The sequence below is a fragment of the Actinocorallia aurea genome, from assembly GCF_054783995.1.
Map to the genome: position 1 here is coordinate 195,715 of NZ_BAAGPQ010000028.1, position 16,180 is coordinate 211,894.

At 77.6% G+C, this 16,180-nt stretch carries 4 protein-coding genes; all 4 read left to right on the forward strand.

Annotated features, from left to right (window positions below):
* Window positions 1-2 precede the first annotated feature (2 nt).
* Window positions 3-9,947, forward strand: a complete 9,945-nt coding sequence (locus ACYVOM_RS31835) for an SDR family NAD(P)-dependent oxidoreductase (protein ID WP_460307251.1) — start codon at window positions 3-5, stop codon at window positions 9,945-9,947.
* 9 nt (window positions 9,948-9,956) lie between these two features.
* Complete coding sequence (locus ACYVOM_RS31840; RefSeq protein WP_460307252.1) at window positions 9,957-13,169, forward strand: type I polyketide synthase; 3,213 nt, start codon at window positions 9,957-9,959, stop codon at window positions 13,167-13,169.
* Window positions 13,166-15,040 (forward strand): HAD-IIIC family phosphatase, encoded by a 1,875-nt coding sequence (locus ACYVOM_RS31845; RefSeq protein WP_460307253.1) that lies wholly within the window; start codon window positions 13,166-13,168, stop codon window positions 15,038-15,040. Before ACYVOM_RS31840 ends, ACYVOM_RS31845 begins: the two co-directional genes overlap by 4 nt.
* A 71-nt stretch (window positions 15,041-15,111) precedes the next feature.
* The gene (locus tag ACYVOM_RS31850; protein ID WP_460307254.1) at window positions 15,112-16,086 is read left to right on the forward strand and encodes an LLM class flavin-dependent oxidoreductase; all 975 of its coding nucleotides are present in this window, start codon (window positions 15,112-15,114) and stop codon (window positions 16,084-16,086) included.
* The last annotated feature ends 94 nt before the right edge of the window (window positions 16,087-16,180 follow it).

Here is a 16,180-nt window from a genome sequence, read left to right on the forward strand (position 1 = left end):
TCATGGCCGACGAGCAGAAACTGCGCGACTACCTCAAGAGGACCACCGCGGACCTGCTCCGCACCCGGGCCGCCCTGGAACGGGCCGAGCAGGCCGCCCGCGAGCCCCTCGCGGTCACCGCGGCGGCCTGCCGGTACCCCGGCGGCGTCCGGAGCCCCGAGGACCTGTGGGACCTCGTCGCGGCGGGGACCGACGCGATCGGCCCGTTCCCCGGCGACCGGGGCTGGCCGCTGGAGGACCTCGTGCACCCCGACCCCGACCGCGAGGGCACGACCTACGCCGCGCGGGGAGGCTTCCTGCACGGCGCCGCCGACTTCGACCCCGAGCCGTTCGGGATCAGCCCGCGCGAGGCGCTCAGCATCGACCCGCAGCAGCGGCTGCTCCTGCTCACCGCCTGGGAGGCGTTCGAAAGAGCGGGACTCGACCCGCGCTCCCTGGCGGGCGAGCCGATCGGCGTCTTCGCCGGGATCATGTACGCCGACTACGGATCACGGCACGCTCGCGCCCCCGAGGGGTTCGAGGGCCACATCGGCACGGGCAGCGCCGCGAGCATCGCCTCCGGCCGCGTCGCCTACACCTTCGGGCTCGAGGGCCCCGCCGTCTCCGTCGACACCGCGTGCTCGTCCTCGCTCGTCGCGCTGCACTACGCGGCCCAGGCCGTGCGGCGCGGGGACTGCCGCATGGCCTTGGCGGGCGGCGCGACGGTGATGGCCACGCCGCAGACCTTCGTGGAGTTCAGCCGGCAGCGCGGCCTGTCGCCCGACGGCCGGTGCAAGTCCTACGCGGCGGGCGCCGACGGCACGGGCTGGGCCGAGGGCGCGGGGCTCGTCCTGATCGAGCGGCTGTCGGACGCGGTCGAGGCGGGCCGTCCCGTCCTCGCGGTGCTGCGGGGCAGCGCCGTCAACTCCGACGGGGCGAGCAGCACCCTGTCCGCGCCGAACGGCTCGGCGCAGCGCCGGGTGGTGCGGGCCGCGCTCGCCGACGCGGGCCTCACCCCCGCCGACGTGGACGCCGTCGAGGGCCACGGCACCGGGACCCCGCTCGGCGACCCCGTCGAGGCGGGCGCGCTCCTCGACGTGTACGGCGGGGCGCGCCCCGCCGACGACCCGGTCTGGCTCGGCTCCCTGAAGTCGAACCTCGGGCACACCCAGGCGGCGGCGGGCGTCGGCGGGATCATCAAGATGATCGGGGCGCTGCGCCACGGCGTCCTGCCCGCGAGCCTCCACCTCGCCGAGCCGTCCCCGCACATCGACTGGTCGTCCGGAGCCCTCGCCCCCCTCACCTCCGCGCGCCCCTGGCCGGCCCGCCCGCGTCCCCGTCGCGCCGCCGTCTCCTCTTTCGGCATCAGCGGCACCAACGCCCACGTCATCCTCGAAGCCCCGCCCGCCCCCGCCATCCCGCCCACCCCCGCCGACGACGCCGACCCGGCTGCCCCTCCCGCCCACGCCGCCCAGGCCGACGACGCCGCGCAGACGGAGGAGGAGCGCTTCGGGGAGCACGTCGTTTGGCTGGTGTCGGGGGAGGGGCGGGATGCGCTGCGGGCGCAGGCCGGGAGGCTGCGGGAGGCGCTGGGCGCGCGGGACGGCCTGCGGGCGGGGGACGTGGCGCACACGCTGCGGGCGGGCCGGGCGCTGCTGGGCGCGCGGGCGGTCGTGGTCGGGCGGAGCCGGGCCGAGCTGCTGGACGGCCTCGCCGCGGTCGCCGCCGGTCTGCCGACGCCGCGGAGTGCCGCGGGCGAGGCCGGACCCGCCGAGCGGCCCGTCTTCGTCTTCCCCGGCCAGGGCGCGCAGTGGGCGGGCATGGCGCGCGAGCTGCACGCCGCGTCCGAGCCGTTCCGCGCCGCGTTCGACAGGTGCGCGCGGGCGCTGCGGCCGCACCTCGCCGACGACGCCCCCGACCTGCTCGACGCCGTCACCGGCGAGGGGGCGGCGCTGGAGCGGGTGGACGTGGTCCAGCCCGCGCTGTTCGCCGTGATGGTCGCGCTCGCCGAGGCCTGGCGCTCCCTCGGCGTCGAGCCCGGCGCGGTCGTCGGGCATTCCCAGGGGGAGATCGCCGCCGCCTGTGTGGCGGGCGCGCTCACGCTGGAGGACGCCGCCGCGCTCGTCGCGGGACGGGCGCGCGCCGTGGCGCGGCTGTCCGGGAGAGGCGCCATGGCCTCGGTGGCGCTGCCCGCCGCCGAGGCCGCGCGCCGCGCGGGCGTCGGGGTGACGGTGGCCGCGCTCAACGGCCCCGCCCAGACCGTCGTGTCGGGCGAGGCCGAGGCCGTCGCCGCGTACGTCGAGGCGTGCGCCGCCGACGGGGTGCGGGCCAGGCTCGTCCCGGTCGACTACGCCTCGCACGCGCCCTCGGTGGAGCCGCTGCGGGCGGAGCTGACCGAGCGGTTCGCCGGGCTCGCGCCCCGGGCGGCCGGGGTGCCGTTCCACTCGACGGTCACGGCCGGCCCGCTCGACGGGCGGGAGCTCGACGCGGCCTACTGGTACGCCAACCTCCGCGAGCCCGTCCGGCTCGCCGAGACCGTCGGCGGGCTGCTCGCGGCGGGGCACCGCCTGTTCGTCGAGGTGAGCCCGCACCCGGTGCTCGTGCCCGCGCTGCTCGACACCGCCGAGGAGACGGGCGTCGCCGCGGCCGCGGTGCCGACGCTGCGGCGCGGCGACGGGGGGCTCGGCCGCCTGCTCACCGCGGCGGGCGAGTTGCACGTCGCGGGCGGCGCGGTCGACTGGTCGCCGCTGACCCGCGGCGCGCTCACCGACCTGCCGACCTACGCCTTCCAGGAGCGCCGCTTCTGGCTGGACACCGCGGACGCGCCGGGGCACCCGCTGCTCGGGCCGCCCGTGGAGGCCGCGAGCGGGCGGGGCACCCTGTTCACCCGGCAGCTTCCGGGCGGCTGGACCCGGCGGCACTCCCTGGACGGCCGCACGCTCCTGCCGGGTAGCGCGCTCACCGAGCTCGCCCTGGCCGCGGGAGTGCGCCTGGGCCTGCCCGTGCTCGCCGAACTCGCGTTCCTCGCCCCGCTCGACCTTCCCGAGGGCCCCGTCACCCTCCAGGCGGAGGCGGCCCCCGACGGGACGGTGACCCTGCACGGACGGCACGGATCCGGCCCATGGCGCGCGCTGGCGTCCGGCCTGCTCGCCGAGGACGCGGGAGACGACGCGCCGGCCTTCCCCTACGCCGTCTGGCCGCCGGAGGACGCCGAGCCGATCGCCGTCGAAGCCGCCTACGCCGAGCTGGCGGACCTGGGCGTCGAGTACGGGCCGGGCCTGCGGTCGGTGCGCGCCCTGTGGCGCGACGGCGAAGGACTGGCCGCCGAGATCGCGCTGTCCGGGCATGCCGGAGGCCACGAGATCCACCCGGCCCTGCTGGACGGCGCCGTCCAGGCGTTCCTGCTGGCCGGGGACCGGACGCGGTCCGTCCCCTTCGCCTGGCGCGACGTGCGCCTGTCCGGGGCCGACGCCGCGCGGGCCCTGCGCGTGCGCCTGGTCCCGGTGGGCGAGGAGGCCGTCGCGGTGCACGCCGCGGACGAGACCGGCCGCACCGTCCTCACCGCGGGCGAGCTGCGGCTGCGGCCCGCCGGAGACCTCGCCGCGGCTCCCGCGCCGTCCGCGGCGGCACCTGCGCCCGTCCCGAGGGCGAAGGCACGGGCCGAGGCGCGCGACGGCCTCGACACGGTGCGCCGCGCCGTCGCCGCGATCCTCGGGCACGGCTCGCCGCGTGCGGTCGCGCCGGACCGGCCCTTCCGCGACCTCGGTCTCGACTCGCTGCTCGCGGTCCGCCTGCGCGACCACCTGAGCGAGGCCACCGGCCGCCGTCTTCCGAGCACCGTCGTGTTCGACCACCCGACGCCCCGCGACCTCGCCCGCCACCTCGACGGGCTTAGCCGGAGCGAGGCGCCGCGCGGGCGCGCGCCCGCCACCGACGACGACCCGATCGCCGTCGTGGGGCTGGCGTGCCGCTACCCCGGCGGGGCCGACACGCCCGAGGCGCTGTGGGAGCTGCTGGAGTCCGGCGGTCAGGCCTCCGGCCCCTTCCCCGCCGACCGGGGCTGGGACCTCGCGACGCTCTTCGACGACGATCCCGACACGCCCGGCACGTCCTACACCCGCCGCGGCGGATTCCTCTACGACGCCGCCGAGTTCGACGCCGACTTCTTCGGGATGAACCCGCGCGAGGCGCGCGCCGCCGACCCTCAGCAGCGCCTGCTTCTGGAGACGTCCTGGGAGGCCGTCCAGCGTGCGGGCATCGACCCGACGAGCCTGCGCGGATCCCGTACCGGCGTGTACGTCGGCCTGATCTACACCGAGTACGGCGGCCGCGCCCAGGACGACCCGCGCGAGCACGGCGGCTACCTCGGGACGGGCAGCGCGGGCAGCGTCGCCTCCGGCCGGATCTCCTACACCCTCGGGCTCGAAGGCCCCGCCGTCACCGTGGACACCGCGTGCTCGTCCTCCCTGGTCGCCCTGCACCTCGCGGCGCAGGGCCTGCGCCGCGGCGAGTGCGACCTGGCGCTGGTCGGCGGCGCGACGGTGATGGCGACGCCGCAGACCTTCGTGGAGTTCAGCCGGCAGCGCGGCCTGTCGCCCGACGGCCTGTGCCGCGCCTTCTCCGACGACGCCGACGGCACCGGGTTCAGCGAGGGCGTCGGCCTGCTGCTGGTCGAGCGGCTGTCGGACGCGCGCGCGGGCGGCCGCCGCGTGCTCGCGGTGCTGCGCGGCAGCGCCGTCACCCAGGACGGGGCGAGCAACGGCCTGACCGCGCCCAACGGGCCGGCGCAGGAGCGGGCGGTCAAGGAGGCGCTCGCGGACGCCGGGCTCACCCCCGCCGACGTCGACGCCGTCGAGGCGCACGGCACCGCGACGCGGCTCGGCGACCCGGTCGAGGCCGAGGCGCTGCTCAACACCTACGGCGCGGCCCGGGAGGGCCGCCCGCCGCTGCTGCTCGGCTCCTTCAAGTCCAACGTCGGCCACACCCAGGCCGCCGCGGGGGTCGGCGGCGTCATCAAGATGATCCTCGCGCTGCGGCACGGGGTCCTTCCGCGGACCCTGCACGTCGCGGAGCCGACCCGGCACGTCGACTGGTCGCGCGGGGGCCTCGCGCTGCTCACCGAGAACACCCCCTGGCCCGCGGGCGGCGCGCCGCGCCGCTTCGGCGTCTCGGCGTTCGGGATGAGCGGTACCAACGCCCACGTCATCCTGGAGGAGCCCGCACCCGGGGACGCGCCGCCGCCGGAGGGCCGCGCGGCCGCGGCCGGTGCCGCGCCCTCGCCCGACGCGGACCGCACGGCGGAGTACGCGTCGCGCCCCGTCGTCCTGGTGCTCTCCGCGCGGACCGGGAACTCGCTGCGCGCGGAGGCGGGAAGGCTGCGCGAGTACCTGGAGCGGCACCCGCGGGTGGACCTCGCGGACGTCGCGGCCGAGGTGGTGCGGACCCGCGCGGTGTTCGACCGGCGGGCCGTGGTCGTCGCCGCGAGCCGCGCCGACGCCCTCGCGGGACTCGGCGCGGTGGCGGCCGGGGAGCCGTCGGCGTTCGCGGTGACGGGCCGCGCCCGCGCGGGCGGCAGGTCCCCGGTGTTCCTGTACCCCGGGCAGGGGACGCAGTGGCGGGGCATGGCGCTGCGGCTGCTGGAGGAGTCGCCGGTGTTCGCGGCGCGGATCGCCGAGTGCGCCGCGGCGCTCGACCCGGTGACGGGCTGGTCGCTGCTCGGCGCGCTGCGCGGTGAGGCCGACCTCGCCAGGGTCGAGGTGGTCCAGCCGGTGCTGTGGGCGGTGATGACCGGACTGACGGCGCTGTGGGAGTCCCTCGGGGTGGTGCCGGACGCCGTGGTCGGACACTCGCAGGGCGAGATCGCCGCCGCGCTGGCGGCGGGCGGGCTGCCGCTCGCCGACGCCGCCGCGGTGGTGGCGCTGCGCGCGCGGGCCCTGGTGCCGCTCGCCGGGACCGGCGCGATGCTGTCGGTGGCCGCTCCCGCCGCGGAGCTGTCCGGGCTGGACCCCGCGGTGGCCGTGGCCGCCGTCAACGGGCCGGAGTCGACGGTCCTGGCGGGCGAGACCGCGGCGGTCCACCGGGTGCGGGACCTCCTCACCGGCAGGGGGGTGCGCGCCCGGCTCGTGGACGTCGACTACGCGTCGCACTCCCCCCAGGTCGCAGGGCTGGAGGCGGAGCTGCTGGAGGTCCTGCCCGACCCCGGACCCCACGCTCCGCGGCGGACGACGGTCTTCTCGACGGTCACCGGCGCGCCCGCCGACGCCGCCTTCGCGCGGCCCGCGTACTGGTTCGACAACCTCCGCCGTCCCGTCCTGCTGGAGGACGCGGTGCGCGGCGCCCTCGCGGCCGGGCACGACGCGTTCGTCGAGGTGGCCCCCCACTCCGTGCTGCGCCTGCCGCTCCAGGACGTCCTTGACGAGGCGGAGGCCGTCGCGGTCGGCACGCTCCGCCGCGACGAGGGCGGCCTCGCCCGGTTCCTCCTGTCGGCGGCCGAGGCGTGGACGCACGGCGTCGAGGTCGACTGGGCCGCGCACACCGGCAGGGCCCGCGAGGCGGTGCCCGAGCTGCCCGCCTACGCCTTCGACCGCCGCCGCCACTGGCTGGAGGCCGCCCGGCCGCGCGGCGCGGCCCCCGGCGTCGGCCCTGCCGCGCACCCGTTCGCGAGCGGCGTGGTGCGGCCCGCGGGCACCGACGGCGTGCTCCTGCTCGGCAGGGTCGCGTCGGCGGACCAGCCGTGGCTCGCCGACCACGCGGTGGGCGGCGCCGCCCTGCTCCCCGGGGCCGCCTTCGCCGAGCTCGCCGCCTACGCGGGCGGGCTCACCGGGACGCCGCACGTCGCGGAGCTCGTCCTGAGCCGGCCGCTGCCGGTGGACGAGCCCGCCGACCTCCAGGTGGCGGTCGGGCCTCCCGAGGCCGACGGCACGCGCACCCTCACCGTCCATTCCCGGCCCGCCGCCGCAGCCGACCCCTTGACCGAGCCCTGGACGCCGCACGCCGAGGCCACCCTCACCGCCGAGCCCCAGCAGGAGGCCGAGCCCCTGCCCGCGGCCTGGCCTCCGGAGGGGGCCGAGGAGCTGCCGGTCGGCGGCCACTACGGGACGCTGGCGGCTCGCGGCTACGGGTACGGCCCCGCCTTCCGCGGGCTGCGCCGGGCCTGGCGGCGCGGCGGCGACGTCTTCGCCGAGATCGCCCCGCAGGAGCCGGGCGGCTTCGCGGTGGCGCCCACCGTTCTGGACGCCGCCCTGCACGCGGCCTCCCTCGCCGGGCTCTTCCCCGACGACGGGGCGGTGCGCCTGCCGTTCGGGTGGCGCGGCTTCACCGCGCACGGCAGGGGAACGGGCGCCGTCCTCCGGGTGAGGCTGCGCGCGACCGGCGGCGGGGTGGGCGCCGTCATCGCCACCGACCTGGGGGAGCCCGTCGCGTCCGTCGCGGAGGTGACCTTCCGGACGGCGCCGACGGCGGGGGAGGACGCGCTCTACCGCCTGCGCTGGGAGGGCGCCGCGACGGGCAAGGTGCCGCGCCCGGAGAACGTCCGTGTTCTAAATGTGCCGGACGTGCCGGGCGCCGGCGAGGACGTGCCCGGCGGCGTGCGGCGCGCCGCCCTCGCCGTCCTGGACGGGCTGCGCGAGGGGCTCGCCGGGGAGGGCCTCCTGGTCGTCCGCACCCGGGGCGCCGTCGAGGCCGTCGAAGGAGAGGGCGTGCCGTCGCTGGAAGGCGCCGCGGTCTGGGGACTGGTGAGGTCGGTGCAGTCGGAGGAGCCCGGACGGATCGTCCTGGTGGACGTCGGGTCCGCCGCCGACTCCGGCGCCGACGCCGACGGCCTGCTGGAGGCCCTGACCTCGGGCGAGGAGCAGATCGCGCTGCGCGCCGGAAGGGTGCTCGTCCCCCGGCTCGCCTCCTGGACGCCCGGCCCCTCGACCCCGCAGGAGGACTGGCGGCTGGAGGCCGTCGAAGGCGACCTCGTCCCCCGGCCGCTGCCGCGCTCGCCCCTGGCCCCGACCGAGGTGCGCCTCGCCGTCCGGGCGTCCGGCCTGAACTTCCGCGACGCGATGCTGGTCACCGGCATGTACCCGGGCGCCACCATGCCCGGCACCGAGGGCGCGGGCGTCGTCCTGGAGACGGGGGACGCCGTGCGGACGCTCGCGCCGGGCGACCGCGTCATGGGCCTGGTGCCCGGCGGGATCGGGCCCGTCGCGGTCACCGACCACCGGCTGCTGGTGCCGATCCCCGCGGGACTGACCTTCGCCGAGGCGGCGACGGTCCCCGCCGTGTTCCTCACCGCCTACTACGCGCTGTACGACCTCGCGCGGGCGAGGCCGGGGGAGCGGCTGCTGGTGCACTCCGCCGCAGGAGGCGTCGGCGGGGCGGCCTTGCAGCTCGCCCGGCACCTCGGCCTTGAGGTCTTCGGCACGGCGAGCCCCGGCAAGCAGGCCTCGGTGGATCTGCCGCCCGAGCGCCTGTCCAGCTCCCGCGACCTGTCCTTCGCCGAGGACGTCACCGCCGCGCTGGGCGGCGCGGACATCGTCCTGAACGCCCTCGCCGGCCCGTTCGTGGACGCCTCGCTCGGCCTGCTCGGGCCCGGCGGCCGCTTCCTGGAGATGGGCAAGACCGACATCCGGGAAACCGTTCCCGACGGGGTCGCCTACCACGCGCTCGACCTCAACGAGGCGGGCCCGGACCGCATCGGCGCGATGCTCGCGGAGCTCTCCCGCCTGTTCGCGTCCGGTGTCCTGCGGCCCCTGCGGGTCACCGCCTGGGACGTGGCGCGCGCCTCTACGGCGGTCCGCCACCTCGGCCTGGCGCGGCACACCGGCAAGGTGGCCGTCCGCCTGCCCGCCCCGCTCGACCCCGAAGGGGTGGTCGTCGTGACCGGCGGCGCGGGCGGGATCGGGCGGCTGGTCGTCCGGCACCTCGTCCAGGCCCACGGGGTGCGCAGGATCCTGGTCCTGAGCAGGTCGGGCGCGCTGCCCGACCTGTCCGGCCTCGCCGGAACCGCGGACCTCGACCTGCGGGCGGCGGCCGTGGACGTCGCCGACGCGACGGCGCTCGCCGCGGTCCTGGACGGCCTGGACCGCCCCGTCACCGGAGTGTTCCACGCGGCGGGCGTCCTGGACGACGCGACGCTCGCCTCGCTCACCCCGGACCGGCTGGACGCCGTCCTGCGCCCCAAGGCGGACGGCGCCTGGAACCTGCACCGGCTCACCGAAGGGCACGACCTCGCGGCGTTCGTCCTGTTCTCCTCGGCCGCGGGGATCGTCGGGAGCCCGGGACAGGCGGCCTACGCCGCGGCGAACGTCTTCCTCGACGCGCTCGCCGTCGCACGGGCCAGGCGCGGCCTCGCGGCCACGTCCGTCGCCTGGGGCCTGTGGGAGTCGCAGAGCACGATGCTCGGCTCGCTGACCGCCACCGACGCCACCCGGATGGCGCGCTCCGGCCTGCTGCCGCTGCCGCCCGCCCGCGGCCTCGCCCTGCTCGACGCCGCGCTCGCGGCGGGAGACCCCGACCTCGCCGCCGTCCTGCTCGACCCGTCGAGGCTGCCCGCCGAGCCATCGCCGCCGCTGCGCGGCCTGGGCCGCCCGGCGGGGCCCGCGCAGGCCGCGCCCGCCGACGTGCGGGCCCTCGCCGAACGGGTGGCCGCGGCGGCGCCCGGAGACAGGGAGGCGATCGTCGCGCGGACGGTGCTCCAGCACGTCCAGGCGGTGCTCGGCCGCGCCCCCGGCGAGGGCGTGGAGGAGGGCCGCAGCTTCCGCGAGCTGGGGTTCGACTCCCTCACCGCCGTCGAGCTGCGCAACCGGCTCGGCAAGGCCGCGGGCGTCCGGCTGCCCGCGACCGTCGTGTTCGACCACCCCACCCCGGCCGCGCTGGCCGCCCACGTCCTGGGCCTGATCGCCCCGCCCGAAGACCCCGCCGAGGCCGGCGACGGCGTCGCGGAACTGCTGGCCTTCATCGACTCCGAGCTGCGACCTTAGGGGGACGCCATGGCCGACGAGAAGAAACTCGTGGAGTACCTGCGCTGGACGAGCGAGGAGCTGGCCAAGGCCAAACGGCGCCTCGCCGAGTTCGACGACGCGGGGCCCGTCGCGGTCGTCGCGGCGGCCTGCCGGTTCCCCGGCGGGATCGCGACCCCCGAGGACCTGTGGCGGGCGCTGGCCGGCGGTGTGGACGCGATCGGGCCTCCACCGGAAGGGCGGGGCTGGGAAGGCGACCTCCCCGGAGGGTTCCTCGACGACGCCGGAGGCTTCGACGCGGCCTTCTTCGGCGTCTCGCCGCGCGAGGCCATCGCGATGGACCCGCAGCAGCGCCACCTCCTGGAGGTGTCCTGGGAGGCCCTGGAACGGGCGGGGATCGTCCCCGGGACGCTGCGCGGCAGCCGCACCGGTGTGTTCACCGGAGTCATCTACCAGGACTACGCGCCTCCCGCCTCGGCCGTCCCGCCGGAGCTGGAGGGCTACTTCATGACGGGGAACGCCTCCAGCGTCGCCTCCGGCCGCATCGCCTACACGCTCGGCCTCGAAGGTCCCGCCCTGACCGTGGACACCGCGTGCTCGTCCTCGCTGGTGGCGATCCACCTGGCAGCCGGGTCGCTGCGCCGCGGCGAGTGCGACCTCGCGCTGGCGGGCGGCGTGACGGTCATGGCCACGTCGCGGGTCTTCACCGAGTTCGGCCTCCAGGGCGGGCTCGCCGCCGACGGCAGGTGCAAGGCCTTCGCCGCAGGGGCCGACGGCACGGGGTTCGGCGAGGGCGCCGCCGTCCTGGTGCTGGAGCGGCTCGCCGACGCGCGCCGCCTCGGCCATCCGGTGCTCGGGGTGATCCGCGGCTCGGCGGTCAACTCCGACGGCGCGAGCAACGGGCTGACCGCGCCCAGCGGGACCGCGCAGCGCAAGGTCATCGAGGCCGCGCTGCACTCCGCCGGCCTGCGCCCGCAGGACGTGGACGCGGTCGAGGCGCACGGCACGGGGACCGCGCTCGGCGACCCGATCGAGGCGGGCGCGCTCATCGCCGCCTACGGCGACCGGCCCGCCGGGACGCCGCCGCTCGGCCTGGGCTCGGTGAAGTCCAACCTCGGGCACACCCAGGCCGCCGCCGGCGCGGCGGGCGTGCTGAAGATCCTTGAGGCGCTGCGGCACGAGACGCTCCCGGCGACCCTGCACGCCGAGGCGGCCTCGCCGCTGGTCGACTGGCCGGACGGCGTCGAGGTCCTCGCCGAGCCCCGCCCATGGCCGCGCGCGCACGGCAGGCTCCGCAGGGCCGCGGTGTCCTCCTTCGGCATCAGCGGCACCAACGCCCACCTCCTCATCGAGGAGGCGCCCGCCGCCGAGGAGTCGCATCCGGAGGAACCGCATCCGGAGGAGGCGTCCCCGGGAGCGGTGCCCTGGATCCTCACCGGCAGGACCGAGAGCGCGGTGCGCAGGCAGGCCGCCCGGCTCCGCGACACCGCCCTGTCCGGCGCCGACCCTCTGCGGGTCGCCCGAGCCCTCGCCCTCCGGCGCACCGCCTTCCGGTACCGCGCCGCAGTCCCCGGCGGCGACGTCCAGGCCCTCGACGCGCTGTCCGGAGCCTCCTCCGCCGTCAGGGAGGCGCACGGCGCCCCCATGGTCGCCTTCGTCTACAGCGGGCAGGGCACCCAGCGGCCCGGCATGGGGGAGGCGCTGAGCGCGCGCCACCCGGTGTTCGCCGCGGCGTACGAGGCGGCCTGCGCGGCGGTGGACCGGGCGCGCGGCGACGGGACGCGGCTGCGCGCCGTGGTCGCCGCGGGCGGCGCCGACCTGGACCGGACGGAGTTCACCCAGCCCGCGCTGTTCGCGTTCCAGACCGGGCTGGCCCGGCTCGCCGAGAGCTGGGGAATCCGCGCGAGCGCGCACGCGGGCCACTCGATCGGCGAGATCGCCGCCGCGCACATCGCGGGTGCGCTCACCCTCGACGACGCCGCGCGCCTGGTCGTGGCCAGGGCCCGCGCGATGCAGGCCGCGCCGGGCGGCGGCGCCATGGCCGCGGTGCGCGCGTCCGAAGACGAGGTCGCCCGGGTGCTCGCCGAGTCCGGCGCCGCCGCGGAGATCGCCGCGGTCAACGGGCCGCGCTCCAGTGTGGTCTCCGGCGACGCGGACGCGGTGCGCGCGCTGGCCGCGCGGTTCCGGGCCGAGGGCGTGCGCACCAAGGCGCTGAAGGTCTCCCACGCCTTCCACTGCGCGCACATGGACGGGGCGCTCGGCCCGCTGCGCGAGGCGGCCGCGGCGCTGGCGCCCGCCGAACCCCGCGCACTGCTCGTCACCGGGGTCACCGGGCGGCCGGTCGGCGCGGCCGACCTGACCCCCGCGCACTGGGCCGCGCAGGTCCGCGCGCCCGTCCGCTTCCACGCCTGCGTCCGCGCCCTGCACGAGCGCGGCGTCCGGCTTTTCGTGGAGATCGGCCCGGACGCGACGATGACCGCGATGACCGCCGACTGCCTCACCGGCGCCGGAGGCGGGGCCGCCGCCCTCGCCCTGGTCCGCGACCCCTCCGACGAGGCGGGGGCGGCCGCGCTCGGCGCCGGAGAGGCGTTCGCGCACGGCGTCGCGGTGGACTGGACCGCCCTGCTGGGCGAGGGCCCCGCCGCCGACCCCGCGCGGATACCGAGCTACCCGTTCGAGCACGAGCACTACTGGCTCGTCCAGGACGCCGCGCCCGCCACGGGCCGCGACCGCGCCCTGTGGGAGGCGGTGGAGGACCCCGACCCCGAACGGTTCGCCGCGCTGGTGGGCGGCGTGCCCGTCCCCGGCGAGGCGCTCGCGGAGGTGCTCGCCGCGCTCCGCCGCTGGCGCCGCGCCGCCCCGGACGCACCGGCCCGCGGCACCCCGGCAGGGCCGCGGGTCCAGCCCTCGCCGCTCGCCGGGGTGCCGGAGGCGGGACGGCGCGCCGCGGTCACCGGGATCGTGCTCGCCGCCGTGGCCGACGCGCTCGGCCATCCCGAGGGCGGGATCGGCGCCGGCGACGACCTGACCGAGGTGGGCATCACCTCGCTCGGCGCGGTGCGGATCGCCGAGCGGCTGGGCCACGACCTGGGGGTCGAGGTCGGGCCCGGCGCGGTCCTCGACCACCGCACCGCCGACGCGCTCGCCGGGCTCCTCCTCGGCCTGCTGGAGACCGGGGACGGCGCCGAACCGGCGGCCGGCGGCCTCCGCGAGGCCGAGACGGCGTGGGCGGGCGGCCGGTGAACGCCCGGGAGCGGCTGCGGTCGCTGCACAAGGACGGCCTGCTGGAGGCCCGCTACGACGAGGTCGCCGGGCTCTTGGCCGAGATGGGGCCGCAGGACGCGGCGCGCTCGGCGCGGCTGCTGACGCGGGTGGACGCCGCGCGGGCCAGGGCGGCGCACGCCGGGCTGCCCGCGGTCCGCGTCGCGGTCACCGGCCACGGCATGCTGGAGGCGCTGCGCACCTCCCTGACCGGGGAGCTGGCCCGGCACGGCTACGTGCCCGAGGTCGCGCTGGGCGACTTCGGCACCTACGCCTTCGACCTCGACGACCCCGGCGGCGCCCTGTACTCCGCCGACTTCGCGGTCTGCGTGCTCGACCACGCCGCGGTGTTCGACGAGGTCCCCGTCCCGTTCACGCCCGAGGACGTCGCGCGGGTCCTGGCCGACAAGCTCGCCCTGTGGCGGCGGCTCGCCGGGAGGTTCGCCGACCGGGGCGCGGGCGTGCTGGTGCTCAACACGGTCCCGCTGCCCCGGGACGTTCACGTCCAGATCCTCGACTACCCGGGCCGGGCCCGGCTCGGCGCGGTCTGGCGCGAGGCCAACGCGGCGCTGCTGCGCCTCGCGGGGCCGCGCGTCGTCGTCCTCGACCTCGACCCGCTGCTCACCGAGGGGGAGTCCCTGGCGGAGCCGCGGTTCGCGGTCTACGCGCACGCCCACCTGTCCGACGGACTCCTCGCCGCCTACGCCCGGGAACTGGGCCACCTCGTCCGTGCGCACACGGGCCGGGCCAAGAAGGTGCTGGCGCTCGACCTGGACGAGACGCTCTGGGGCGGCGTGCTCGGGGACGACGGCGTGGAGGGCATCGAGGTCGCCGACGGAGGGCGGGGCCCGGCCTTCCAGCGGTTCCAGGGCGTGGTCCGCCAGCTCCAGGCCCAGGGCGTGCTGCTGGCCGCGGTGAGCAAGAACGACCAGGACACGGTGCTGGCGGCGCTGCGCGACCACCCGGACCTGCGGCTGCGCGAGGAGCACTTCGCCGCGGTCCGGGCGAGCTGGCAGCCCAAGCCCGCCGCGCTGCGCGCGCTGGCCGGCGAGCTGAACCTCGGCCCGGACGCCTTCGTCTTCGCCGACGACAGCGCGTACGAGTGCGCGTCCGTCGCCGCGGAGGTCCCCGAGACGACGGTGCTGCACCTGGCGGGCGATCCCGCCCTGCACGTCCGCACGCTGCTGGCCGACGGCTGGTTCGCCGCGGCAGCCCTCACCGCGGAGGACAAGGCGCGGACCCGCCTCTACCGGGAGGAGGCCGAGCGGGCGCGGTTCCTGGACGCGGCGGGGCCGGCCGCGTCCCTGCTCGCGGACCTGGAGGTCGCGGTGGAGGTCGCCCCGGCCGCGGCCGCGCAGGCCGGGCGGCTCGCCCAGCTCACGCTGCGCACCAACCAGTTCAACCTGACCACCGAGCGCCTCACCGAGGCGGAGGTGGCGGCGCGCTCGGCCGACCCCGCGGCCCGGGTGCTTGCCGTGACCGCCTCGGACAGGTTCGGGGCCAACGGGACCGTCGGGGCGCTGTTCCTGCGCGCCGAGGGAAGCGCGCTGCGCGTCGAGAACATGCTGCTGAGCTGCCGTGTCTTCGCCCGCGGGATCGAGCAGGCGGTCCTCGCCGCGGTCCTCGCCGCGGCGCGCGTCGCCGGGTTCGCCGAGGTGCGGGCCGCCTACCGGCCGACGGCCAAGAATGCCAAGGTGCGGGACCTGTACCCGCACTACGGGTTCGCCGTGGACGGGGCCGACCCGGACGGGACGGTGCGGCACACCCACCGGCTCGGGGAACTCCCGGAGGTCCCGGGGCACCTGGCGCTGACGGCCGCCGACGGCCTGGTCCCCCTGCCGTTGACAACCTGAGGATCGCTCGAATTAAACTTGGCCACAACTTTAAACTGAGGTTGCCTCAGGATGGGAAAGGACGGTTCTGCGTGTTGCTCTCGGTCCACGACACGGTTCCGGTATGGCGCGGGGACACCGGCGGTGACGCCCTGCGCCGGACGATCGACCTGGCCAAGGCGGTGGAGGGCTTCGGGTACGCCAGGTACTGGGTGGCCGAACACCACAGCACCCCGGCGCTGGCCACCTCGGCCCCCGCCGTCCTCGCGGGGCAGATCCTCAGCGCCACCACGACGCTGACCGCAGGGTCCGGCGCGGTCCTGCTCCCCAACCACGCGCCCTACGCGGTGGCCGAGCAGTTCGGCGTGCTGGCCTCGCTGTACCCGGGGCGGGTCGACCTCGGGCTCGGCAGGGCCACCGGAGGCTCCCCGCAGGCCTCGGCCCGCCTCGGCGACCCGCGCCGCGGCGCGTTCCACGACCAGATCGCCGAGCTGCGCGGCTACTTCTCCGGCGGGCACGGCGGAGTACGCGCCATCCCGGAGCCTGAGACCCCGCCGCGCCTGTGGCTCGTCGGATCGAGCGCGTCCAGCGCGGCGACCGCCGGACGCCTCGGCCTGCCGTACGTGTACGCCCACGCGATCGTCGGCGGAGGGGCCCCCGAGGCCCTGGACGCCTACCGGGAGTCCTTCGTCCCGTCCGCGGACCTCGCCGAGCCCTACGCGGGCGTCGCGGTCATCGCCGTGGTGAACGACGACGAGGCGCGCGCCCACCGGCTCGCGGGCGCCTTCGTCCTCGGCCAGATCCTCATGCGCACCGTCGACCCGATGACGGTCCTGCCCACCGAGCGGGAGGCCGCGGCGCACAGGTTCACCCGCTCGGAGGAGGTCTTCCTGCGCCAGCGCATCGACCCGCAGTTCGTCGGATCGCCCGCGACCGTCGCGCCGCGGCTGGAGGCGCTGCTGCGCAGGACCCGCCCCGAGGAGCTGTTCGTGCTCACCCAGGTGCCCGACCACGCGGCCCGCGTCCGGTCCTACGAACTGGTGGCGAAGACGGTCTCCTCGCTCTGAGCGGGCGTTCCCTGTCCCCGGGCGGCGTTTTCAGCCGCGCTTTAGCGCTCCCGTGCAGGGTGTGCGCAACACGGCCGCCCGAGGACAAGGACGA

What these genes read in the sequence shown, in the direction of transcription:
- ACYVOM_RS31840 (WP_460307252.1), top strand. Translation starts at nt 9,957, where the DNA reads ATGGCCGACGAGAAGAAACTCGTGGAGTACCTGCGCTGGACGAGCGAG.
- ACYVOM_RS31835 (WP_460307251.1), top strand. Translation starts at nt 3, where the DNA reads ATGGCCGACGAGCAGAAACTGCGCGACTACCTCAAGAGGACCACCGCG.